The organism is Methylophilus sp. TWE2, assembly GCF_001183865.1.
GTDB lineage: Bacteria > Pseudomonadota > Gammaproteobacteria > Burkholderiales > Methylophilaceae > Methylophilus.
Window position 1 is genome coordinate 3,004,997 of the sequence record NZ_CP012020.1, and the last position, 23,269, is coordinate 3,028,265.

23 protein-coding genes are annotated in these 23,269 nt (G+C 51.7%); 10 read left to right on the top strand and 13 right to left on the bottom strand.

All coding sequences use genetic code 11. The features are described from left to right. Nucleotides 1-89: 89 nt before the first annotated feature. From ACJ67_RS14115 to cutA, 3 genes are read right to left on the bottom strand one after another with little or no spacing between them, the layout of a single operon-like run. A complete protein-coding gene (locus ACJ67_RS14115) occupies nucleotides 90-623 on the bottom strand; it encodes a TlpA disulfide reductase family protein (RefSeq protein WP_049639611.1) in 534 nt (177 codons plus the stop codon). After that, nucleotides 616-2,421 (bottom strand): protein-disulfide reductase DsbD, encoded by a 1,806-nt coding sequence (dsbD, locus tag ACJ67_RS14120; RefSeq protein WP_049639612.1) that lies wholly within the window; start codon nucleotides 2,419-2,421, stop codon nucleotides 616-618. Before dsbD ends, ACJ67_RS14115 begins: the two co-directional genes overlap by 8 nt. Nucleotide 2,422: 1 nt before the next feature. Continuing rightward, the gene (cutA, locus tag ACJ67_RS14125; protein WP_049639613.1) at nucleotides 2,423-2,770 is read right to left on the bottom strand and encodes a divalent-cation tolerance protein CutA; all 348 of its coding nucleotides are present in this window, start codon (nucleotides 2,768-2,770) and stop codon (nucleotides 2,423-2,425) included. A 29-nt stretch (nucleotides 2,771-2,799) separates the two neighbouring features. Between cutA and ACJ67_RS14130 the strand changes: the two genes are divergently transcribed. Beyond that, a complete protein-coding gene (locus ACJ67_RS14130) occupies nucleotides 2,800-3,255 on the top strand; it encodes an FxsA family protein (RefSeq protein ID WP_049639614.1) in 456 nt (151 codons plus the stop codon). 19 nt (nucleotides 3,256-3,274) lie between these two features. Then, nucleotides 3,275-4,285: a CDP-6-deoxy-delta-3,4-glucoseen reductase gene (locus ACJ67_RS14135; protein WP_049639615.1), complete on the top strand. Its 1,011-nt coding sequence runs from the start codon at nucleotides 3,275-3,277 to the stop codon at nucleotides 4,283-4,285. 69 nt (nucleotides 4,286-4,354) lie between these two features. Here ACJ67_RS14135 and ACJ67_RS14140 read toward each other — a convergent pair whose 3' ends face one another. From ACJ67_RS14140 to ACJ67_RS14150, 3 genes are all read right to left on the bottom strand, one after another. After that, nucleotides 4,355-5,599, bottom strand: coding sequence for an AmpG family muropeptide MFS transporter (locus tag ACJ67_RS14140; RefSeq protein ID WP_049639616.1), 1,245 nt, complete (start codon nucleotides 5,597-5,599; stop codon nucleotides 4,355-4,357). A 170-nt stretch (nucleotides 5,600-5,769) separates the two neighbouring features. Continuing rightward, a complete protein-coding gene (locus tag ACJ67_RS14145; RefSeq protein WP_049639617.1) occupies nucleotides 5,770-6,090 on the bottom strand; it encodes a c-type cytochrome in 321 nt (106 codons plus the stop codon). Between the two features lie 13 nt (nucleotides 6,091-6,103). After that, nucleotides 6,104-7,972, bottom strand: coding sequence for a methanol/ethanol family PQQ-dependent dehydrogenase (locus tag ACJ67_RS14150; protein ID WP_049639618.1), 1,869 nt, complete (start codon nucleotides 7,970-7,972; stop codon nucleotides 6,104-6,106). A 269-nt stretch (nucleotides 7,973-8,241) separates the two neighbouring features. Between ACJ67_RS14150 and ACJ67_RS14155 the strand changes: the two genes are divergently transcribed. Next, on the top strand, nucleotides 8,242-10,155 hold the full coding sequence (locus ACJ67_RS14155; RefSeq protein WP_049639619.1) for a sigma-54-dependent Fis family transcriptional regulator: 1,914 nt from the start codon (nucleotides 8,242-8,244) through the stop codon (nucleotides 10,153-10,155). 27 nt (nucleotides 10,156-10,182) lie between these two features. Here the strand turns inward: ACJ67_RS14155 and metW are convergent, their stop codons facing one another. Genes metW through hemA form a run of 7 tightly spaced genes read right to left on the bottom strand, consistent with a single transcriptional unit; the run spans nucleotide 10,183 to nucleotide 16,925 of the window. Beyond that, entirely contained in the window at nucleotides 10,183-10,788 is a 606-nt protein-coding gene (gene metW / locus ACJ67_RS14160) for a methionine biosynthesis protein MetW (RefSeq protein ID WP_049639620.1), read from the bottom strand. Further along, nucleotides 10,785-11,912 (bottom strand): homoserine O-acetyltransferase, encoded by a 1,128-nt coding sequence (locus ACJ67_RS14165; RefSeq protein ID WP_049639621.1) that lies wholly within the window; start codon nucleotides 11,910-11,912, stop codon nucleotides 10,785-10,787. The genes metW and ACJ67_RS14165 overlap by 4 nt, the downstream gene beginning before the upstream one ends. Nucleotides 11,913-11,965: 53 nt before the next feature. Beyond that, nucleotides 11,966-12,763: a TIGR01458 family HAD-type hydrolase gene (locus ACJ67_RS14170; RefSeq protein ID WP_049639622.1), complete on the bottom strand. Its 798-nt coding sequence runs from the start codon at nucleotides 12,761-12,763 to the stop codon at nucleotides 11,966-11,968. A 56-nt stretch (nucleotides 12,764-12,819) separates the two neighbouring features. After that, complete coding sequence (gene prmC / locus ACJ67_RS14175) at nucleotides 12,820-13,677, bottom strand: peptide chain release factor N(5)-glutamine methyltransferase (RefSeq protein ID WP_049639623.1); 858 nt, start codon at nucleotides 13,675-13,677, stop codon at nucleotides 12,820-12,822. Further along, nucleotides 13,677-14,525 (bottom strand): DNA alkylation repair protein, encoded by an 849-nt coding sequence (locus ACJ67_RS14180; RefSeq protein ID WP_049639624.1) that lies wholly within the window; start codon nucleotides 14,523-14,525, stop codon nucleotides 13,677-13,679. The genes prmC and ACJ67_RS14180 overlap by 1 nt, the downstream gene beginning before the upstream one ends. Before the next feature lie 6 nt (nucleotides 14,526-14,531). Further along, nucleotides 14,532-15,614 carry a peptide chain release factor 1 gene (gene prfA, locus ACJ67_RS14185; RefSeq protein WP_049639625.1) on the bottom strand — a complete coding sequence of 361 codons (1,083 nt, stop codon included), beginning with the start codon at nucleotides 15,612-15,614 and terminating at the stop codon, nucleotides 14,532-14,534. Nucleotides 15,615-15,665: 51 nt separating this feature from the next. Beyond that, the gene (hemA, locus tag ACJ67_RS14190) at nucleotides 15,666-16,925 is read right to left on the bottom strand and encodes a glutamyl-tRNA reductase (protein ID WP_049639626.1); all 1,260 of its coding nucleotides are present in this window, start codon (nucleotides 16,923-16,925) and stop codon (nucleotides 15,666-15,668) included. 226 nt (nucleotides 16,926-17,151) lie between these two features. Here hemA and rpe point away from each other — a divergent pair, with 226 nt between their 5' ends. The 7 genes from rpe (at nucleotide 17,152) to trpC (ending at nucleotide 23,239) form a co-directional block, all read left to right on the top strand. After that, a complete protein-coding gene (gene rpe, locus ACJ67_RS14195; RefSeq protein ID WP_049639627.1) occupies nucleotides 17,152-17,859 on the top strand; it encodes a ribulose-phosphate 3-epimerase in 708 nt (235 codons plus the stop codon). Nucleotides 17,860-17,994: 135 nt separating this feature from the next. After that, nucleotides 17,995-18,687 (top strand): phosphoglycolate phosphatase, encoded by a 693-nt coding sequence (locus tag ACJ67_RS14200; protein ID WP_049639628.1) that lies wholly within the window; start codon nucleotides 17,995-17,997, stop codon nucleotides 18,685-18,687. A gap of 178 nt (nucleotides 18,688-18,865) precedes the next feature. After that, nucleotides 18,866-20,383: an anthranilate synthase component I gene (gene trpE / locus ACJ67_RS14205; RefSeq protein WP_049639629.1), complete on the top strand. Its 1,518-nt coding sequence runs from the start codon at nucleotides 18,866-18,868 to the stop codon at nucleotides 20,381-20,383. A 1-nt stretch (nucleotide 20,384) separates the two neighbouring features. Beyond that, nucleotides 20,385-20,951: an aminodeoxychorismate/anthranilate synthase component II gene (locus ACJ67_RS14210; RefSeq protein ID WP_026295541.1), complete on the top strand. Its 567-nt coding sequence runs from the start codon at nucleotides 20,385-20,387 to the stop codon at nucleotides 20,949-20,951. Then, the gene (trpD, locus tag ACJ67_RS14215; RefSeq protein ID WP_197080633.1) at nucleotides 20,951-21,976 is read left to right on the top strand and encodes an anthranilate phosphoribosyltransferase; all 1,026 of its coding nucleotides are present in this window, start codon (nucleotides 20,951-20,953) and stop codon (nucleotides 21,974-21,976) included. The genes ACJ67_RS14210 and trpD overlap by 1 nt, the downstream gene beginning before the upstream one ends. Beyond that, a complete protein-coding gene (locus ACJ67_RS14220; RefSeq protein WP_049639631.1) occupies nucleotides 21,973-22,458 on the top strand; it encodes a DUF3465 domain-containing protein in 486 nt (161 codons plus the stop codon). Before trpD ends, ACJ67_RS14220 begins: the two co-directional genes overlap by 4 nt. Continuing rightward, on the top strand, nucleotides 22,451-23,239 hold the full coding sequence (trpC, locus tag ACJ67_RS14225; protein WP_049639632.1) for an indole-3-glycerol phosphate synthase TrpC: 789 nt from the start codon (nucleotides 22,451-22,453) through the stop codon (nucleotides 23,237-23,239). The genes ACJ67_RS14220 and trpC overlap by 8 nt, the downstream gene beginning before the upstream one ends. Nucleotides 23,240-23,269: the final 30 nt, after the last annotated feature.

Here is a 23,269-nt window from a genome sequence, read left to right on the forward strand (position 1 = left end):
CGCCAAATGAGAAGTTAAGTGAGGGAGTTTTGCAGCGAACATGCAGGATATAAGCCATCGCCAAAGTGGCTGCAACCTTGACGGATGACTTACAAATTGAGTGCTTTTTGCAGCATTTGGCGGTTTACACGCCCGAAGAAGATGTTCGTCACTTCACCCTGAGCTGAAATGATTACTGTATACGGTAATACACCTTTGTTATTACCCAATACCTCGGCTAAAGGCATGCCTTCATTTTCTGCAATCAGCAGGGGGTAACTGACAGGAGTGCTTTCAACAAATTCATGCACAGCCGCTGCTTCATCGATCGCCAGGCCAAGCACGGCAATCTCGGGATGCTGGCTGGCCAATTCGGAAATTTCCGGCATTTCGTCACGACAGGGCTCACACCAGGTTGCCCAGAAATTTAAAATCAGTGGCTTGCCTTTAAATTGCGACAAGGCATAGGTTTTACCGGCATGATCGGCTAAAGTGGTTTCCCACAAAGACGCAATTTCACTAGCCGCAGGCAACGCAGATTCTGTATTCATAAACTGGGCGCGGTTGAGATAAAGCCAGCGGAAACCACTGCCTAACACAACGATTAGTAAGACCGTCATCACCACACGCGCGACATTACGCATCTGAGGCATCCTCAGCTGGCTGCAGTTTTAGCGCACGCACCGTATCCAGAAATCTGGACGCATCCTGGTAACCTTTAATCACAGGTTGTAGCGCTTGCCCTTGCGCGTTGAAGAAGACGATCCCTGGAGGGCCGAACAAGGAAAAATGCTTCAATAGCGCGGCATCCTGTTCGCGATTATCCGTCACATCTGCCTGTAACAGCACCACGTCTTTTAGCGCTGCCTGCACTTGCGGGTCAGTAAACACAAACTGCTCATATTCTTTGCACGATACGCACCAGTCCGCATAAAAATCCAGCATGACAGGTTTCCCCTTGGCTGCATTTACCGCTTGTTGCAGCGCCTGCAAGCTGTGTATCCGCTGAAAAACTAACGGTTGAAGATTGTGAGTGGATGCCATCGTCAAGTTCTGTAACGGTTGCAGAGGAGAGCGTGCCCCAGACCAGGCTCCGAAGAGCAACGCTATGCCATACAGCAGCACAATGACTGCAAAACCTTTGAACACACGTTGCACATTGCCAGCAGTTGCCGGTAAAGGATCAATGGCACGCAAATATATGGCCGGCACGATGCATAGCGCAGACCATAACAGCAACTGTAGAGCCACAGGCAAGATTGGACTCACGACCCAGATTGCCACCCCTAACATGAGCACACCGAACAGACGGCGAACCGCATTCATCCACTCACCCGCTTTGGGTAAAATAGTCCCGGCGGAAGCGCCAATCAACAGCAATGGGACTCCCATGCCCAAGGACAATGAGAACAATGCGACCGCCCCCAGCGTCACATCGTGGGTTTGGCTGATATAAAGCAGGGCACCCGCCAGCGGGGCTGCCACACAGGGGCTGATAATCAGTGCTGAAATCGCGCCCATCAGAAAATCACTCAGCAGATGCCCGCCCTTAAAGCGGTTGCTCCAGTTAAAAAAGTAATTTTCTACTGCGCTCGGCAATTTGAGATCATAGAAGCCGAACATGGAAAAAGATAGCACAACAAAAATCAAGGCGCCAACAATCAAAGCGGCAGGCGTTTGCAATGCATTGCTTAAGAGCTGACCGGAAAGTCCGGCAGCCACGCCTGCCAGCGTATAAGTCAGGCACATCCCCAAGGTATAGGCCAGTGACAGTGTAAAAGCTTTGCCGCGCGACACATGTGCATTTTTGCCGACAATAATCCCCGACAAAATGGGGATCATGGGAAACATGCAAGGTGTGAATGCCAGCAATAAGCCAGCGCCAAAGAAGCCCGCCACAATCTGCCACCAGTGGCCAGATGACAGCAGCTTGCCGGAAAATTCGTCGTCGCCCTCATCAGCGGCAGGCGCCATTGAGAGTGGGTTAGCAGGCGAGGCTGAAACGGCGGTGCCTAGTGTGAGCAATTTGGTTTGCGGCGGGTAACACAGACCCTTTTCGCTACAACCCTGGTAACGCACCTGCAAACTCGAAGGCTTAGTACCAACAAATGTCACTTCGGCTAAAGTATCATGGTGAAATACTTGTTGCTCACCAAAATTAGGATCATTTTTGGTTTCGCCAGCGGGCAATGAGATTTTCGCAGTTTCCCCTGCCGACATCAGCTGTATACGCTCGCGATATAAATAGTGTCCAGGGGCGATCACAAATTTGAGCTGGGCATGACTGGCATCAATGAGGCCAGCCTCGACTTTAAACGCCTGATCAACGGGCAGAAACTCTTCCGAATCACTGTCAGTAAACAGCTTGGAAAACTGTGACGCCGCCTGCGCTGGCACCGCTGCCGCCAGCACCATCGCCATGACCCAGCACTTCATCCACATTTTAATCAACGATTGACTCCCGCCCCATTGTTTCTGCCACCACCCAAGCCAGATATTCCGGCAAACCCTCGTTCACATGGATACCTACAATCTCCGGAAGTTCATAAGGATGCAGCATCCGTAGCTTAGTCTCGCAAGCAGCATATGCCTTACAAGAGGTTTTAATGACAAGGCCAATCTCTTCTGCGCGCTCCACTTGGCCCTGCCAGCGATAGATAGAGGTGACAGGACTTGAAATATTCACACATGCCGCCAACTTCTCTGTAACCAGCGTCTGCGCGATATGCTCTGCACATGCCCTGTTCGGCACATGCGTAAACACGATTATAATTTCCTCTTTTGGCGTCATGGGCGCTGACTCACAGACAGGATTCTGACATGCGTTTTCTCATCTTTGCTATTTTACTGGCTTTTCCGTTCCTGGAGATAGCCATCCTGATTGAGCTTAGTCAACGCTATGGCTGGTGGGTGTTAGTTTATCTGCTGACTATCGGCTACCTCGGCTTGCAACTGATCCGCAGCGAAAAAGACCTGATCGCCGCCCGTATGTTCCAGCAGATGGGGGCGGGGGGCAATCCTGTCTCTGCCATGTTTTCCACCGCCCGCAATATGTTGGCCGGTGTATTGTTACTCATCCCTGGCGTGATCAGTGATGTCATTGCCGTTATTTTGTTGCTCATCCCGGCGAATAATCCAGGTTTGGGTCAAGCTGGCCAAAAAAGCAGCGCGCAGTACCGGGCCAGTGCCAATGATGAAGTGATTGAAGGCGAATTTACCGAAGTGGAAGAAGCCAAACCGACGGATAATGTGGTCCATTTGCCACGCAAAGATTAACCCATAGAACACAAAAATCATGAATCACGTATTGATTGAAAACAGCGGCCATACGTTTGATGTACGTCCGAGCCAAACCGTGCTGGAGGCAGCGATTGAAGCAGGCATCAATATGCCCTACGGCTGTCGCAATGGCGCCTGTGGTGCCTGCAAGGGCAAAGTACTCACTGGAAAGGTCATGCACGATGATTACCAGGGCAATGCCTTAACAGACGATGAACTCGCCGCAGGCATGGCGTTGTTTTGCTGTGCCAGACCGCTCGAAGACCTAGTCATAGAATGCCGCCAGATAGACATGGTGCAAGGCATCAAGCCCCGCATCCTGCCCGTGCGTGTACAGCACAAAGAACAGCTTGGCGATGACGTCATGGTATTGCACCTGCAATTACCCGCCACCGAGCAACTCACTTTCATGGCCGGGCAATATATTGAATTCCTGCTCAAAGATGGCCGCCGCCGCGCGTTCTCCATCGCCAATGCCCCACATGAAAAAGGCTTTCTTGAGTTGCATATCCGCAAAATTGCCGGTGGGCATTTAACCGAACAGGTGTTTAACGAGATGCCTTTAAAAACCATTCTTCGCATTGAAGCCCCTCTGGGCAGTTTTTTCCTGCGCGAGCAAAATGACAAACCCATCATCATGGTTGCTGGCGGGACCGGTTTTGCGCCAGTGAAAGGCATGATAGAACACATGATTTTTAACCAGATTCAACGACCAGTCTACCTCTACCGCGGAGCGCGCCAGATCAGTGATTTGTATATGGATGAGCTGTGCCAGCGCTGGACACAGTTTGTGCCTAACATCCAATATATTCCTGTGATCTCAGATGGTAATGAAGAAGATGGTTGGGATGGCCGCCGTGGCCTGGTGCATCAGGCGGTGCTTGAAGATCATGCAGACTTGAGTGGGTTTGAAGCTTACGTCTGTGGTGCACCGGGCATGGTGGAGATTGCTAAAGAGACATTTGTGAAGCAAGGGTTACCGGAAGAAGAGTTTTACAGTGATGCGTTTACGTTTGCGCCCAAGTAAACTGCAGTGACGCCAAAGCTACCTTCCTGATCTTTATTATTAACCCATCCAAAAGTCTGAGCGCCTTAACTACCGATCCCGCCAAGGCGCCACCTTAAACAACAGCAACATCCCTGGAATCGCCAGCAAAGTACACACATAAAAAAACTGCTGCCATCCCAAAGCTTCCACCATGCCGCCCGTGAGTGCATTGAAGACTGAACGCGGGACGGCTGACAGGCTGGTAAACAATGCAAGTTGGGTGGCAGTATAGGCCGGGTTGGTTTCACGTGCCATGTAGGCCACATAAGCGGCCGTCCCCAGGCCGACACCAAAGGCTTCAAAACCGATCACAATCGCCAGCATGCCACGTTCAGCCGCGCCAATCTCGGTAAATGGACCACTCGTTGCCAGCCAGGCGAAGCCGAGGATGGATAAAGCTTGTACCACGCCAAATACCCATAAACCACGGTTGATGCCCAGTTTTAGCATCCATAGGCCACCAACAAAGGCGCCCGCAATTTGCATGACAAGACCGCTGCCTTTGGCGATCGCACCGATGTCGGTTTTGCTAAAGCCCATGTCGATATAAAACGGAGTGGCGAGTGCGGTGGCCATGCTGTCGCCCAGTTTGTAGAGCAGGATAAACAGTAACACCCATAGCGCATGCTGCCAGCCGCTGCGATGTATGAATTCTTTGAAAGGCTCTACGACCGAGGCCAGCAAGGTTTTGGGGGCGCTGACAATCACGGGCTCTTGCGCCCAGAGCGTAAATCCTATGCCAGGCAGCATAAACAAACCCACGACCAGAAACACCTGTGACCAAGCCAGATGGTCGGCCAGGATCAAGGCCAGTGACCCAGGCACCAGGCCTGCGATGCGGTAGGCGTTGACATACAGACTGTTACCTAATCCCAACTCTTCATCGCTGAGTGTTTCGCGGCGGTATGCATCAATGACAATATCCTGGCTAGCAGAGAACAAGGCGACCAGGGTGGCAAGTAGCGCAACCATGGCGATATTCAGTTGAGGCTGGCACATACCCAAACCGACAATGCTGGCGAACAGCGCCATTTGCGTGGCTAATATCCAGCTGCGCCGTCTGCCCAAACGTTCTAACAAGGTGTAGCGATCCATCAGCGGTGACCATAAAAACTTCCAGGTGTAGGGCAACTGCATGAAGGCAAACGCAGCAATGGTTTTGAGGTTTAGGCCTTCGCTACGCAACCAGGCGGGCAGGAGTTGCAACAAAAGATATAAGGGGAGGCCGGAACTGAAGCCAAATGCCACGCACATCAGCATGCGGCGTGTAAACAGGGTTTGCGAGAGAGTCATGCCCGCATTGTAAACGCTTTTACAAGGCGGCTAATATGCGAACAAAAAAAAGCCAACCCTTGCGGGTTGGCACACTCGGAGATCAATGGTAAAACTTTGGAAATCTGGCGCCAGCGGATCAGTCCTTGGTCATGCGGAACAGCCCACTGACGCCATATTTCACAGGCGAACTACAAACTCAACACCCACTGGACAAGGGTCTTAATATCCTCATCCTTTACCTGTGGACTGTTAGGTGGCATGGGCATATCACCCCATACGCCCGCACCGCCAGCTTTTACTTTCTGGATAAGCTTGGCTTCAGCAGATTTATCGCCTTTGTACTTGGCGGCCACTTCTTTATAGGCTGGGCCCAGTACTTTTTTGTCTACGCCGTGGCACAGTAAACAACCGCTTTTTTGTGCCAGAGCTTCAGCGCCGCTACCGGCGATGGCTGACGCTGTTGCCGCTAACAATGCCGTTGCCAGCAAGGTTTTATTGAATAATTGCATCTGGGTTCCTTCCTTACAAACTGAATACATTCATTGCGCCACCACCAGGAGCCGCATTGTATTTAGTCAGTTCCTTGTAACCACCAGCCGCACCCAAGCCATCAGTGTCGTTAGTCAAGCCGAGGTTCATGGCCACTGCAGCCCAACCACCAATACCTGACAATACACCCACGTATTGCTTGCCTTTGTGGCCATAAGTGATCATGTTGCCAACCACGCCAGAACCGACCTGGAACTTCCACAACTCTTTACCAGTTTTGGCATCCAGTGCTTTTACCCAACGGTCCAGTGTGCCGTAGAACACCAGATCAGAAGCGGTCACCAATGCACCACCCCAGGCAGAGAATTTCTCTTTGTTGTACCACTGGGCTTTGCCTTTCAAACCATCCCAGGCCATAAAGCCACCCATCACGCCATCCGGACCAGCAAACATAGTCAGGGTTGCGCCTACCCACGGTTGACCAGCCACGTATTTAGACTCCACTGGTTCGTAAGTCATACACACATGGTTCAAAGGCACGTAGAAGGTTTTGTTTTTTGGGGAATAAGCTGCTGGCTGCTCATCTTTCACACCCAGGGCAGAAGGACAAACCCCTTTGGCGTTGTAATCCTGGTGCGTGGAGTATTTGGGATCCTTCACCGGGATACCTGTTTTCAAGTCAATCTTGGTTGCCCAGTTAACGAATGGGTGCATTTTTTCAGCGACCAGCAAGGTGCCGTTAGTGCGGTCGAAAGTATAACCAAACCCGTTACGGTCAAAGTGTGAAGCTAATTGCTTGCCGTTGGCTTCCCACAAGATGATCTCGTTCATGCCGTCATAATCCCACTCGTCATGCGGGGTCATCTGGTAGCCCCAGCGTGCCATGCCGGTATCAAGATCGCGTGCAAAAATGGTCATTGACCATTTGTTATCACCAGGACGCACGTCCGGGTTCCAGGTGCCTGGGTTGCCGGTACCGTAGTACATCAGGTTCAGTTTGGGATCATAAGAGTACCAACCCCATGTTGGGCCGCCGCCATTTTGCCAGCCGTCTTTTTGCTGTTGTGGTTTCAGCCAGGTGCGTACCCCCAGGTTAGCTTCTGGATATTTCAATTGCGCTTTATCCAGATTTTTAAAAGAGCCACCCATTTTGTTGCCGCCATTCACATCTTCATACAGTGACAGTGCATTGTAGTGCGGGTTTTCTTTGTTGAAATCTGGTCCGATCATGACTTCGTTGTCCGGGCCGGTACTGTAGGCTTTCCAGATCAGACTACCATCCTTGATGTTGTAAGCACTGATGTGGCAACGCACACCAAATTCACCGCCTGAACAGCCAGTGATCACTTTGTCTTTAAACACGTGCGGAGCGTTGGTGTTGGCCGCGCCGGTTCTTGGATCGTTCACCGTCACTTCCCAAGCTTTGGCGCCTGTTTTTGCGTCCAGCGCGACCAGTACGCCATTATTCTGTTGCAGCAGAATCTTGCCGTCACCGTAGCCCAAGCCTTTGTTCACGTTGTCGCAACACATCACAGATTGCACATCCGGGCTCTGTTTAGGGAAATAAGACCACAGAATTTTCTGGTCATCGTTCAAGTCCAGCGCATATACATTGTTAGGAAATGCGGTATGGATATACATGGTATTGCCGATCACCAGAGGCGCACCTTCGTGACCACGGTTCACGCCAGTGGCAAAAGACCAGGCTAATTTCATTTGCTTAACATTGCTTTTTTTGATCTGCGACAGGCGGCTGTAGCCCTGATTCGCGTAGTCTTTACGCTGCGTTGCCCACTGGTTGTCGTCTTTCATTAAAGCGTCCAGTTCGGCATTTGCCCATGCGCTGGTGCTAATGCTGCCTAACAGTAATGCGCTGATGGCAAGCTTGATACGTTGTTGCATAAATAACCTCCAAAATGGTTGCTTTGAAGCTGGATGAATTGTTTAACACGCCGGTAACAAACGCTTCTTTTGTAACGGCTTGATCACTCATTGCAATGCGTGTGCCAAGCGCAACATTTTTTTGGAAATTTTTAAAAAATATATTAAAATCAGTGAGTTATTCAGATATGCCAACTGTCCGAGAGTGCGCGCAAGATTGCCTGCGCTGTTCACGACTGTGTCATACTGGTACAGTTGTTCAATCCGATGTGACAGGTGTTCAGTTTTCCATGCCCAACAAGTATTCCCCTTCATCCACAACTCAGCCAACATTGGGTTTGCGTGACGATCAACGCGCCATTGCCGAGGCGATTGCCCGCTCATGGCGGCGTTGCATGGTCAAGGGTGTGGATGAACAGGCAACAGCTGAAGACCAAGTGATCACCGCGCAAGAGCTGGCGCAGCGCCTGGAGAAAAACCGCCTGTTGCTCACCCATGCCGAGCCGGAAATGATCACCTTGAGTGAGCAAATTGCCCATACGCGCAGCCTGGTGATTTTGACCGATAACGAAGGCGTGATTTTGCGCACCATGGGTGAAGGCGTGGATGAAAACCAGGTTAGGGCATCCTTATTGCCTGGGGCTTCATGGAGCGAGGAGCATCGCGGCACCAATGCGATTGGGACCGCGCTGGTAGAACGTTTGCCTATCAGTGTGCAAGGCACTGAGCATTTCATGGCTTACCACCATTCACTCAGTTGTTCCGCTGTGCCTATCTTTGCTGCTAATAATCATTTAGTGGCAACGCTCGATGTGTCCAATGACCTGAATGCACCGCAGCAACATACTTTGGCCTTGGTGAAAATGGCAGCACAAATGGTAGAAAACCGGCTGTTCCATGCCACGGCAGAAGGTGAGATCGGGGTGCACTTTCATGTGCGACCAGAGTTTATTGGCACTTTGTGGGAAGGGGTTGCCTTGTTTGATGCGGCGGGTCAATTGCAGACCATTAACCGCAGTGGCCAATTCCAGTTTGGCTTGCCGCTGGACCAGGATAGCCTGTCTGCGCGCCAGATTGCCTTTGAAGACATTTTTGACGAGTCATGGGCCTCGTTCAAGCAGCGCGGTTTAAATGCTGATGTCCTGTTTCCCTTGCATCTGCGTAATGGCGCGCGTTTATTTGCGCGTGCATCGGCCAGCCAGCCAGCCACTATCGCCAAAAAGCCAGTGGCGATGACGCCACGCGAATCTGCGGCCAGCCTGGAGCTGCTCGATAGTGGTGACCCCCAATTTAAATTGGCCATCACCCAGGTCAAACAAGTGCTGGATAAAGACATTCCAGTGCTGATTCTCGGCGAGACCGGCGCCGGTAAAGAATTATTTTCACGTGCCATTCACGACGCCAGTGCGCGCCGCAACAAGCCGTTTATTGCCGTCAACTGTGCGGCTTTGCCAGAAGGGCTGATTGAAGCCGAACTGTTTGGCTATGAGGAGGGCGCGTACACCGGGGCGAAACGCAAAGGCAATATTGGTAAGATTCAGCAGGCGGATGGCGGCACCTTGTTCTTGGATGAGATTGGCGACATGCCCTTGTCGTTACAAGCGCGCTTGTTACGCGTGCTGCAAGAGCGCAGCGTGACGCCATTGGGCGGCAGCAAGGCGATTCCGGTCAACTTTATGCTGCTCAGTGCGACGAACCAGAAGTTAAAAGACAAGGTGGCTGCAGGCGAGTTTCGCAGTGATTTGTATTACCGCATCAATGGTTTGAGTGTGCAATTACCTGCGCTACGCGAACGCTTGGATATGGCAAGGCTGATTCAGGTGATTCTGCAAATCGAACAGGCGCCACAAGCCAGCTTAAGTGATGAGGTCATGGCATTGTTTAATGCGCATCCTTGGCCAGGCAATGTACGCCAGTTGCATAATGTGTTGCGCACGGCCGTGGCCTTGGCAGATGGCGGCGAGATTGGCCGCCAGCATTTGATGCAGGACTTTCTGGATGAAATGGACCCCATCAGCGCACCTTCTACGCCCGCGGGTTCTGCACGACCAGCGTTAGCAGCCGGCAACTTGAAAGCCCAAAACGATGAAGCCATCCGGCAGGCCATGCTGCAGCATGGCGGCAATATTTCTGCCGTTTCCCGTCAGCTGGGGTTAAGCCGAAATACCCTTTACCGGCGCCTGAAAGCGCTCAATCTTTCTTAGAGGCACCCTTTTGGTCTCTTATAGGGATCAGGCGGCGCGTTTTAAGCGGTACATTGCCAGGTTGCCCAGCAAGTTAGGCAAGAAATGAATATCCTGGCCATCGGTAATCACTTTACGTTCGATGACTTGAATGTTGTGCTGGCGGCAGAAGTGGTCAAAGTCGTGGATGGTGCATAAATGCACATTGGGCGTGTCATACCATTGATATGGCAGGCTTTTGGAGACCGGCATATTCCCCAGCGTGATTTGCAGGCGGTTGCGCCAATAGCCAAAATTGGGGAAAGTCACGATGATTTCGCGGCCAACTCGCAGCATTTCGTGCACGATGCTCTCAGTATTGTGCATGGCCTGCAAAGTCTGCGACAAGATTACCGTGTCGAATGACTGGTCTTCAAAGCCGGACAGGCCTTCTTCGAGGTTCATTTGAATCACATCCACCCCGTTTTTTAAGGCTGCCAGCCAGTTACCATCATCTTTTTCGATGCCATAACCGGTGGTGCGCAGGGTTTCATGCAAATGCGTGAGTAGTGTGCCATCGCCACAACCGAGATCCAGCACCTTGGCTTTTGTTTGCACCCAGTTTGTAATTAATGCAAAGTCTGGGCGAATATTGGTAATATTTGCATTCGTCATACTTTGATTTGCTCCAGGTAGGCGCGCATGATGGCGTGGTAATGCGCATCCGGCATCAAGAAGGCGTCATGGCCATGGGCAGAAGTCACCTCGGCATATTTGACGGGCAAGGCATTATCCAGCAAGGCTTGCACAATTTCGCGTGAGCGGGCAGGCGAAAAGCGCCAGTCAGTGGTAAACGAGATGACGACAAACTTTGCCTTGGCACGACTCAGTGCTTTGCTTAAATCGCCGTCATAATCGAGGGCCGGGTCAAAATAGTCCAGTGCGCGCGTCATGCGCAAATAGGTGTTGGCATCAAACTCCCCGGCAAACTTGTCGCCCTGATAGCGCAAGTAAGATTCCATTTCAAATTCGACATCAAAGCTGTATTTCACATCGCCATGGCGCAATTTACGGCCAAATTTTTCACCCATGGCGTCATCCGACAAATAGGTGATATGCCCCAGCATGCGTGCAATACGCAAGCCGCGGCGGGGGACGGTGCCATGATTGTAATAATCGCCGTCAAAAAACTCGGGGTCGGTGATAATCGCTTGGCGTGCCACTTCGTTAAACGCCATGTTCTGTGCGGTCAGGTTGGGCGCCGAGGCAATCACAAAGGCATGTCGCACACGCTCGGGGTAGACAATATTCCAGTGCAGCGCTTGCATCCCGCCCAAACTGCCGCCAATCACGGCTGCAAGCTGGTCAATGCCAAGGTAATCCAGCAGGCGCGCCTGAGATTCCACCCAGTCCTCTACCGTCACGACCGGGAATGTGGCACTGTAAGGCCGGTCCGTCAGTGGATTTACGCTGGAGGGACCACTACTACCGTGACAGCCGCCCAGATTGTTGAGGCCAATCACAAAAAACTTGTTGGTATCCAGTGGCTTACCCGGGCCGACAAGGTTATCCCACCAGCCAGGATATTTATCTTCCGGCGAATAGCGGCCTGCGACATGATGGTTGCCAGACAAGGCGTGACAAATCAACACAGCGTTGGTTTTGGCCGCGTTGAGTTCACCATAGGTTTCATAAGCAAGATGGTATTGTGGCAACACAGCGCCGCTTTTGAGGGTGAGCGGCTGGGTGAAGTGCGCAACTTGCGCTTTAACGATACCAACAGAATTCGATTCAGACATGCCGCGATTATACTATGCAGCATGCCGAAACGGCGAGACAGGCGACGTTGCGTTTAATGGGCCTGAATCGATAAACAACCCAGCAATGCAGGAAGATCTGCGACGGATTGGATAATTGCATCCGGTTCAACTGATGAAAGCCGGGTATAGGTTTCGCGATACTTGCCGGTTTTTACCAGAATGCCATGCAGTCCAGCATCCTGCGCGCCACCCACATCGGCATCAATATCGTCACCCACCATCACGATATCAGAAGGCTTCATCCGTAATGTATCCACCACCTGATTGAAAAAATGGCGGGAAGGTTTACCCATGAGCATGGCCTGGGTGTTGCTGGCATATTCCAGGCCGGTCACAAAGGCACCAATATCCATTTGCAAGCCAGTTTCAGTTTGCCAGAAACGGTTTTTATGAATAGCGATTAACTGGGCACCATTCACCAGGCAATGAAATACTTCATTCAATAATTCATAAGACCACTGGTCACCGATATCACCAATCACCACATAATTGGCTGCGGTTGCAGACTGGTCAAAGCAGGCAAAGTCCTTTTTAACGTCCTCTGCCAGCAATAGTTTGCAAACCGGATTGGGTTGCTTTTTTAAATACTGGATGGTCGCTTGTGGTGCACTCATGATTTCTTCGGGCACCGTATTGAAGCCGAGGTCGTTCAGCTTTTGCTGGAGTGAGTTTAGGGAAAGTGTACTGGTATTGGTGACAAAGCGCACGGCAATCCCTGCTTTGCGCAACTGTGCCACAGCGGACAATGCGCCGGGAATCAGCTGTTTGCCGATGTAGAGCACGCCATCCAGGTCAAATAAAACGGCTTTGATATGTGGAATAGATTGCATAATGTGTTTTCCAGAAAATGATACTTGAGACTAACTTATCTTTACTCAAGCAAAAATCATACTGGGTTGGTACTGTCTATTTGTCCAAGAGTGACGCGAGGATTGTCGCCCAGATCCTTGATGGTTTGGATGTCTTGAAAACCATGTGCGTTCAATATTTTTTGGACTGCTGGCGCCTGGTTGTAACCATGCTCCAGCATCAACCAGCCCCCTTCATTTAAGTAGGCGGGTGCCTGTGCAATGATCTGGCGGATATCTTGCAGACCATCAGCACCGGATGCCAGGGCTGATAAAGGTTCGAAACGCAAATCGCCTTGTTGCAAGTGTGGGTCATTGTCTTCGATATAAGGCGGGTTGCTGACGATGAGGTCAAATTTGCGTTCAGGCAGGGCCGCGAACCAATTGCTGGCTACGCATTGCAGGTTGCCGAGTTGGAATGCTGCTGCATTTTCTTTGGCAACGGCAAGTGCAGCAACTGACGCATCCACGGCAATGACCTCACATTGCGGAGCATGTCTGGCAATCGCCAGGGCGATGGCACCGGTCCCAGTGCCCAAATCCAGAATACGCATAGGCCGATTGATTTTTTCCAGCGCGGCTTCTACCAGCGTTTCGGTATCCGGGCGGGGAATCAGCGTATCCGGTGTGACTTTGAGTGTCAGTCCAAAAAACTCCCGAGAGCCTAAGATATGCGCAACAGGCTCCCCTTGCAGGCGGCGCTGAACCAGCTTTTCAAAATTGTTGGCCGCAACGGCTTCCAGCAGGTCAGTGGCATGCGCAATCAGCCAGGCGCGATTCACATTGAGCACATGCATCAACAGTAACTGAGCTTCGATCGTCGCTTCATCAGGCGGCACAAACTGAGCCAGTTGTTGCCGTGCTGATTGCAACCATTGTTGCACGGTCTTCGGCACTATCTGCCCCCTGCTGCTTTACGTAAGGCAATCGCAGTAGCATGACCCTGTTTGGCCGGATGACGCACGGCATGGCGGATCACCCATTTCAGGTCTTTGTCAGCATTTGTGAGCCAGCGCTCACATAGCTCAAACGCCAATTCCGGATGGTCTTTAGCAATATCACCCAGATGATTGGCAACACTGCGGCGCACATACAGGCTGGGGTCATTTTTCAGTGCCTCGAGGATTGGCAGCGTCGGCCTGGGGTCTTTAATCAGCTGGGGAATGCGAGCACCCCAAGGCAGCCGTGGGCGGCAACCTTCTGTACACAAACGGCGCACATGCGGGTCAGGATCATCAAGCCACAAGGTCAGTTGATTCAAGGTGCGCTCAAAATCATGTATTAAAAACGGACGAATGGAAAACTCGGCAGTAAAGCGGCGCGTCAATTCATACTGTGCACGCATCGCCACATCAAAGGGATCTTCGCCGCCATTATGTTGTGGGTCACGTCCGTATTCCGCGACAAAGCGGGTATGGGGCAGATAAAAAAACACACTCAGCCCGAGGCGTTCGGTATGCACATTGGGCGGAGTTAGCGTATTGAGTAGGATATCAGTGGCATCTGAGAATTTGGCTGGCAATGTCGCCTTTAAAGCCGCGGCAATGTGTGCCGAACGGTCCATAATCCCTAACGCCGCAATGTTGGTGATTGCCAAGGTTTTGAATACTTGCGGATCAAAGTGGGAATGCACTAACGCGATATTATGTGCCAGGCAATCAATGGCTTCGGCATCCAGCAAAAACTTGATTGGATTGTCTTTCTGGATGCTGCTAGGCGCAACAGGCGTCCGGAAGGCATGCACAGTGCGCTAACCTTCTTCACCTAAACTCGCCAGCAAATCCGCCTGATATTCAGTTGCCAGCGCATTAATCAGCTCATCCATATCGCCTTCGGTAATTGCTTCAATTTTATACAGCGTCAGGTTGATGCGGTGATCGGTAATGCGGCCTTGCGGGTAGTTGTAGGTGCGGATGCGCTCTGAGCGGTCACCCGAACCAATCAGGTTGCGGCGTTCGGAGGCGATTTTGCTTTGTTGTTCATCGACTTGCTTGGCTTTGATGCGTGCTGCCAGTACCTGCATGGCTTGTGCTTTGTTGGCGTGCTGGCTGCGGCCATCCTGACATTCCACCACGATGCCGGTGGGGGCGTGGGTAATCCGCACCGCAGAATCGGTTTTGTTGATGTGCTGACCACCTGCACCAGAGGCGCGGAAGGTGTCGATACGGATATCGGCCGGGTTGATTTCTACATCACCCACCTCTTCCACTTCTGGCAAAATCGCGACGGTACAGGCTGAAGTGTGGATGCGGCCTTGTGTTTCAGTATCGGGGACGCGTTGCACACGGTGACCACCGGACTCGAATTTGAGTTTTGAATACGCACCGTAGCCGATGATTTTGGCAATAATTTCTTTGTAGCCACCGACTTCACCTTCGTTGGCCGAGACCACTTCTACCTTCCAGCCCTGGCGGTCGGCAAAACGCGAATACATGCGGAACAGGTCGCCGGCAAACAAACCAGATTCATCGCCACCGGTGCCGGCGCGGATTTCGAGGAAAATATTTTTGTCGTCGTTGGGGTCTTTGGGCAGCAAGAGCTTCTGCAACGCGAGTTCAACCTCTTCAAGACGTCTTTTGCCGTTCTCGATTTCTTCCTGCGCAAACTCCTTCATCTCCGGGTCAGAGAGCATGTTGTGCGCCTCTTTGAGATCGGCCTCGGTCTGCACATATACATGGTACTGCTCAACAATAGGTGTGATTTCCGTATGTTCCTGCATGATCTTACGGTAGTTGTCCATATTGTCGGTCACGCCTTCGCTACTGAGCAGGCGGTTGAGCTCTTCAAGGCGCTCGCTCAGGTTAGCGAGCTTTTGCAACATGCTTGGTTTCATAGTATCCGTTACCTAATATTCAATGATTGAGCCGGGTGCTCACCTTGAACCTTATTCTTTGATTTGAAAGAGTTGTTTTACGAGATGCTCCATATGCGCATGGGCATCGCCGTGGCTATTATTCAGCGCATGGCTGGGGCCGTGTAAAAATTTATTGGTGAGCGCATTGCTCAAGGCTTCTAATGCTTTTTCCGGCGGCTCACCTTTTTGTAACAGTTTGAGCGCTTTTTCCAGCTCGGCCTTGCGCACGGCGTCCACCTGGTCGCGCAATGCTTTAATCGTAGGCACGGCTTCGCGTTGCTTGAGCCACTGCATAAAATGTTCAACGCGCGAATTGACAATCAACTCGGCGTTCACAGCAGCTTCCTGGCGGTTGCCTAAGCCTTCTGATACCACTTGCGCCAAATCGTCTACGGTATACAAAAACACATCATCCAGCGCCGAAACTTCAGGCTCGATATCGCGCGGCACGGCGAGGTCAACCATAAACATCGGCCTATGCTTGCGCGCCTTGATCGCACGCTCTACCATGCCCAGGCCGACAATCGGCAACTGGCTGGCGGTGCTGGTGATAACGATATCAAATTCGTGAAAGCGTTCGGGCAGATCGTTGAGCAAAATGGCTTGCACATTCAGACCCTGGCCGCGGATTTTGTCTGCCAGTTGCTCACCGCGCTCCAGCGTGCGGTTGGCAACCGTGATTTTTTTGGGTTTTTGTGCAGCAAAGTGGTCGGCGCACAGCTCTATCATTTCACCGGCACCAATGAACAGCACGCTTTGGCTACTTAAGTCACCAAAAATACGCTGTGCCAGTTTGACTGCGGCGGCGGCCATGGAAATCGAACTGCCACCAATATCGGTGTTGGTACGCACTTCTTTGGCGACTTCGAATGTACGCTGGAACAATTTGTGTAACATGGTGCCCAACGTACCGGTGTCCTGTGCAATTTTGACGGATTGCTTGAACTGCCCCAGAATTTGCGCCTCGCCCAGCACCATACTATCCAGCCCGCTAGCGACGCGGAAGGCGTGCTTGACTGCTTCGTGGCTGCTCAAGGTGTAAGTGTAGGGCAGGAGTTTGTCGGCTTCGAGGCGATGATAAGCCGCTAACCAGTCAATCACGACTTCTGGCCGGATGGATTGCACATAAATTTCGGTACGGTTGCAGGTGGACAAGATCGCCACCTCTGCCACGTTGTGACGTGCCAGATCTGCCAGCGCATGCGGCAAAGTTTCGTTGTTAAACGCAACATTCTCGCGGATGGCGATGGGGGCGGTGGTGTGGTTAACACCAATGGTATACAGCTGCATGGCGCTATTTTACCTGTGGGACAGGGTCAAAAGATAAACAAATCGGCGCTTGCAAGCAGTTCATGGGCGTTTGGATGGAAATCCATATCTAAAGTGCCGACATTTTCTTATATTCACGCGCCACAAGCAAGAATCCTGTTAATTTGACATAAAATGACGTTAAAATATTGGTTTTGCTAAATTTTTATTAGATTCATTCACGGAACTCAAGAGACGGAACACCAGCATGGACAAAACTTTTCGCATTGCCCCAAGTATTCTTTCTGCCAACTTTGCCAAACTAGGCCAGGAAATCGAAAACGTCATTAAATCTGGCACAGACATCGTTCACTTTGACGTCATGGATAACCATTACGTCCCTAACCTGACCATTGGCCCATTGGTCTGTGATGCGATTCGTGATCTGTCACACAATGTAGGCGCCCTGATTGATGTGCACCTGATGGTCAAACCAGTAGACCGCATCATTCCTGACTTTGCCAAAGCGGGAGCTGACATCATCACATTCCACCCGGAAGCCTCTGACCACATTGACCGTAGCCTGGCGTTGATTCGTGACAGCGGTTGTAAGTCTGGCCTGGTATTTAACCCAGCCACACCGTTGCATTACCTGGATTACGTGATGGATAAAGTGGACATGATTTTACTGATGTCCGTGAACCCAGGCTTTGGTGGCCAAAAATTCATTCCAGCGACCCTGGACAAACTGAAGCAAGCGCGTGCCCGCATTGATGCCTACTACGAAAAAACCGGCCGTCAAATCTGGCTGGAAGTAGACGGTGGTGTCAACGCCAACAACATCGCAGAGATCGCCAAAGCCGGGGCTGATACCTTCGTTGCAGGTAGCGCGATTTTTGGCTCACCTAAAGACACCGACCCTAACCGTTACGACACAGTTGTGGCGGCAATGCGTGCGTCTTTAGCCACTGTTTAAAAACAACATAATCCGTCACGATGCTTCGTTGCTGCTTAAAAAATCAGGACTTACCTACTACTTCTAGGCTGCGTCCTGCTTTTTTGCGCGCGCCTTGCCTCGTTTAGGCTATGTTGTTTTTTTGAGGTTTAAGTGATGCGGTTTCAAGTCAAAGTCGTGATGTTCGATCTGGACGGCACCCTGCTTGATACCGCACCGCAAATTGCCGAAGCTGCCAACCGTATGTTGGTGGCTTTGGGCAAGCCGATGTTGCCACAAGCACAAATCGCCACTTATATTGGTGAAGGCGTGCAAAACCTGATCAAGCGCTGCCTTACCGGGAGTGTGCAGGTGGAGCCAGACGCTGATTTTTTTGCGCAGGCGCAGCCGCTGTATCATGACTTTTACACCGCCAACGCCACGCAAAGCCAGCCATTCGCAGGGGTTGTCCCTGCCTTGCAGCAGCTGAAGAAACAGGGCTATCACCTGGCGTGCGTGACCAATAAACCCGAAAAATTCACCTTGCCTTTGCTACAACAAGCCGGTTTGGCTGATTTTTTTGAGCTCATTATTTCTGGCGACAGTTTGCCAAAAAAGAAACCTGACCCCTTGCCGTTGTTGCATATTTGCCAAAAGCTAGGTGCCTTGCCAGCTGAAGCCATGCTCGTTGGCGATTCTGAGACCGACATTCAGGCCGCGCATGCTGCCGGATGCTTTGTCGTGACCGTGCCTTATGGGTATAATCAGGGTCGCGCAATTGATGCCGCGATGGTGGATGCCACCATACAGCAACTCACAGATGTGGTGGATTTGCTGGAGTTACCTGCTCTCTTAAAGCAGGGATCATAAAAAAACAGACCTTATTATCATGATGTTTTGTGCTCATCATTCTTCCAGTTGGCCAGTATTAAGCTGGCGTCGTTCGTGGCGGGGCTAGTCCTGCCACACGCGCAGGTGCGCGCCATTTGCACCGAACTGCTGTGATTGTTTGCACGGCACTCTACGAATCAAACTGGAAAAAAGCATCATGTTAAGCACATTAAGCAAGACCGAATTCGACGCGCTAGCGGCGCAAGGTTACAACCGTATCCCGCTGGTGCTAGAAACCTTTGCCGATCTGGATACACCCTTATCACTGTATCTCAAACTGGCCAATAAACCTTATTCCTACCTGCTCGAAAGCGTACAAGGCGGTGAACGTTTTGGCCGTTATTCGATTATCGGCTTGCCAGCCACCACCCGCATTGTGGTGCGTGACCAGCAATTACAGGTGATTCAGAATCATCAGGTCATAGAATCACATTCCGATCAAAACCCGCTGGACTTTATCAAGGCGTACCAGGCGCGCTTTAAAACACCGCCTTATGATGGTTTGCCGCGCTTTACCGGCGGCCTGGCCGGTTATTTTGGCTACGAGACCATTCAATACATCGAAAAACGTCTCGGCAAACAGAAAAAACCTGACGCGATAGGTGTACCCGATATCCTGCTGATGGTGTCTGAAGAGATTGCCGTGGTAGATAACCTCTCGGGCAAGCTCTATTTTATTGTGTATGCAGACCCCGCAAAGGCAGATGCCTACGAAACGGCTTGTGCCCGTATGCATGATTTATTGGCTAGATTACGCACTCAGGTTGACATTCCTGCCGCATTAGCCACCCATAAAACACAGGCGGTGTCTGAGTTTGGTGAGGATAACTTCAAAGCAGCTGTCAAAAAAGCACAGCAATATATTTTAGAAGGCGACATCATGCAGGTGGTAATGAGTCAGCGGATGTCCCAAGAGTTTGACGCGTCACCATTGAGCTTGTACCGCGCCTTGCGTAGTCTCAACCCCTCCCCATATATGTTCTATTACGATATGGATGACCATCATGTGGTCGGCGCCTCGCCAGAGATTCTGGTGCGCCTGGAAGAGACCACCGTGACTTCACGGCCAATTGCCGGTACGCGTCCACGTGGTAAAAACCGCGACCATGACCTGGCGCTGGAAGCGGAGTTGCTGGCTGACCCGAAAGAGCGTGCCGAGCACGTGCAACTGATGGATCTGGGCCGCAATGATGTGGGCCGCGTCGCACTGACTGGTACGGTTAAAGTCACTGACAATATGACTATTGAGCGCTACTCGCACGTGATGCATATTGTCAGCAACGTTGAAGGTCAGCTCAAGCCAGGCTTGGATGCGATTGATGTGCTCAAAGCGACTTTCCCTGCCGGGACTGTGTCTGGAGCGCCTAAAGTACGCGCCATGGAAATTATCGAAGAACTGGAGCCTTCCAAACGTGGCATTTATGCAGGGGCCGTCGGCTATTTAGGCTTTAATGGCGATATGGATGTGGCGATTGCGATTCGTACCGCCGTGATTAAAGACAAAAAACTCTATGTGCAGGCGGGCGCCGGCATTGTGGCCGACTCGGTGCCGCAAAGCGAATGGGAAGAAACCCAAAACAAGGCCAAAGCCGTGATCCGCGCCGCGGAACTGGTGCAGGCAGGCTTGGATAGCCAGGCCGCGAATGTTCAAACCCATGCAGGAAAAGGAGCCTGATATGTTGTTGATGATTGATAACTACGACTCTTTTACCTATAACCTCGTGCAGTATTTTGGCGAGCTCGGGCAAGATGTACATGTGCACCGCAATGACGAAATCACGCTAGAGCAGATCAAAGCGATGGCGCCGGAAAAAATCGTGATTTCTCCCGGACCGTGTACACCCAACGAAGCCGGAATCTCCGTGCCTTTGATTCATGAGTTTGCTGGCAAGATTCCTTTACTCGGGGTGTGTCTGGGTCACCAGAGCATAGGCCAGGCGTTTGGTGGCAATATCATCAAGGCGAAAACGCTGATGCATGGTAAAACGTCATTGATTCACCATACCAATACCGGCGTGTTCAGAAATCTGCCTAACCCTTACACCGCGACGCGGTACCACTCCCTGGTCATCGAGCGTGAAACCATCCCGGATTGTCTGGAGATTACGGCCTGGACTGAAGATGGCGAGATCATGGGCGTCAAGCATAAAACACTGGCCGTGGAAGGCGTACAGTTTCACCCCGAGTCTATCTTGACTGAATATGGGCATGAGCTGCTGGACAACTTCCTGAAAGGCTATTGATGGCCATCACGCCTAAAATCGCCTTACAGCGCCTGATTGACCATACTGATTTCACGCATGAGGAAATGCTGGAAATCATGCAGCAGATCATGAGCGGGGAATTCACGCAGATCCAGATTGCCGGCTTTTTGTCGGCCTTGCGCGTCAAGGGCGAAACCGTCACCGAAATTGCCGCCGCTGCGCAGGTGATGCGCGAGCTTTCCAGCAAGGTAGAGATCACCGATACCCGCTACCTGATTGATACCTGTGGCACCGGCGGTGCGCCGAACAAGGTATTTAACGTCTCCACCGCGTCAGCCTTTGTCGCCGCGGGCGCAGGTGCAAAAATCGCCAAGCATGGTGGTCGCGCAGCTTCTTCAAAAAGCGGCTCTGCCGATGTGCTGGAGGCGTTGGGCGTCAATATCGTGTTAACGCCTGAGCAAGTGGTGCGTTGCGTCAATGAGGCCGGTATCGGTTTTATGTTCGCGCCTAATCACCATGCCGCCATGAAATACGCAGCACCCGTGCGCCGCGAACTGGGTGTACGCACCATGTTTAACCTGCTGGGCCCGATGACCAATCCGGCCGGCGCCAAACGCCAGGTGATGGGCGTGTTTCATCGTGATTTAGTGCCATTGCTGGCGCAAACCTTGCAAACACTCGGTAGCGAACACGTGATGGTGGTGCATAGTGCCGATGAAATGGACGAAATTTCGTTTTCTGCGGATACGTATGTGGCAGAACTAAAAGACGGACATATCACTGAATACACCTTGAATCCAACCCAGTTTGGCATGCCTTTGCACGACATCAACAGCATACGCGTTGAAAGTGCACAGCATTCCAGCGAGATTATCCTGGGTTTGCTCTCTGGCGAAAAAGGCCCAGCAAGAGATATTGTATTGCTGAATGCCGGTGCTGCGATTTATGTTTCTGGACTGGCAAATGACTTGCCGTCTGGCATTGCACAAGCAGCACAATCGATTGACTCAGGTGCGGCGTTGAATAAATTGCAGCAACTGAAAGCATTAAGCCAGGCCGCATGAAGCGCTATGCACTAATTGCGCTGTTTAGTGTGCTGGCCGCCTGCCAGCAAACTCAGCCGCAGGGTGTAAGCAATCAGCCACAGTCCACTGTAGAAGTGAAATCGCAGGTTCAGGCGCTGAATCTGCAACCACTTTCTTCCGGGTTGGCAAAGGAAGACAATGCGGCACTCAAACAGGCCTTTGCGCAAAAGCAGAGTCATTTGTGGCTAGAGGGCAGCGGCATCGTAAAAAAACTGTTGCCAGACGATAACAAGGGCGACCGACACCAGCGGTTTCTGGTCAGTGTGTCGCCTGAGCAAACCCTACTGTTTGCACACAATATTGACCTTGCGCCACGCGCAGATTTAAACCTGGGTGACCAGATAGCATTTAGAGGCGAATATATCTACAACCCCAAGGGCGGCATCATGCACTGGACACATCATGACCCGAATGGAAAACAAGGCGGTTGGATTAAAGTAAACGGACAAACTTATGAGTGATATTTTAAATAAAATCCTGGCAACCAAAGCTGAGGAAATCGCTGCGGCACAAGCAAGATTGCCATTGGCCGAGGTGCAAGCGCTCGCGGCGCAACAAGCACCCACACGTGATTTTGTCGGCGCGATTCGCAGCAAAATCAACGCAGGCAACGCGGCCGTGATTGCCGAGATCAAAAAGGCCAGTCCTTCCAAAGGCGTGATCCGTGCCGATTTCAGGCCAGCCGACATTGCGGCCAGTTACGAGCAAGGCGGTGCTGCATGTTTGTCCGTGCTCACTGATGAACAGTATTTCCAGGGTTCGGCAGACTACCTGAAACAAGCCCGTGCGGCCTGTAGCCTGCCAGTGTTGCGCAAAGATTTTATGATAGACCCATATCAGGTCTACGAAGCGCGCGCCATGGGTGCGGATTGTATTTTGCTGATTGCGGCGGCGCTTACCCTCGCACAAATGCAGCAACTGGAAGCCGTGGCGCATAGCCTGGGCATGGCGGTGCTGGTCGAAGTACACAATGGTGAAGAGCTGACGCAAGCTATTCAGCTGACCACGCCATTACTAGGCATTAATAACCGCAACCTGCGTACGTTTGAAGTCACGCTGGATACCACGCTCGGACTGCTGGAAAAAATCTCCGGCGATAAAATTGTGGTCACCGAAAGCGGCATCTTCACAGCAGATGACGTGAAACTGATGCGCGACCATGCCGTGCATACCTTCCTGGTGGGTGAAGCCTTTATGCGCCAGGACAACCCGGGTGCCGAGCTGGCCAAGGTCTTTGCCTGATTGCGGTCAACCGGCAGTAAGTAGCACGCT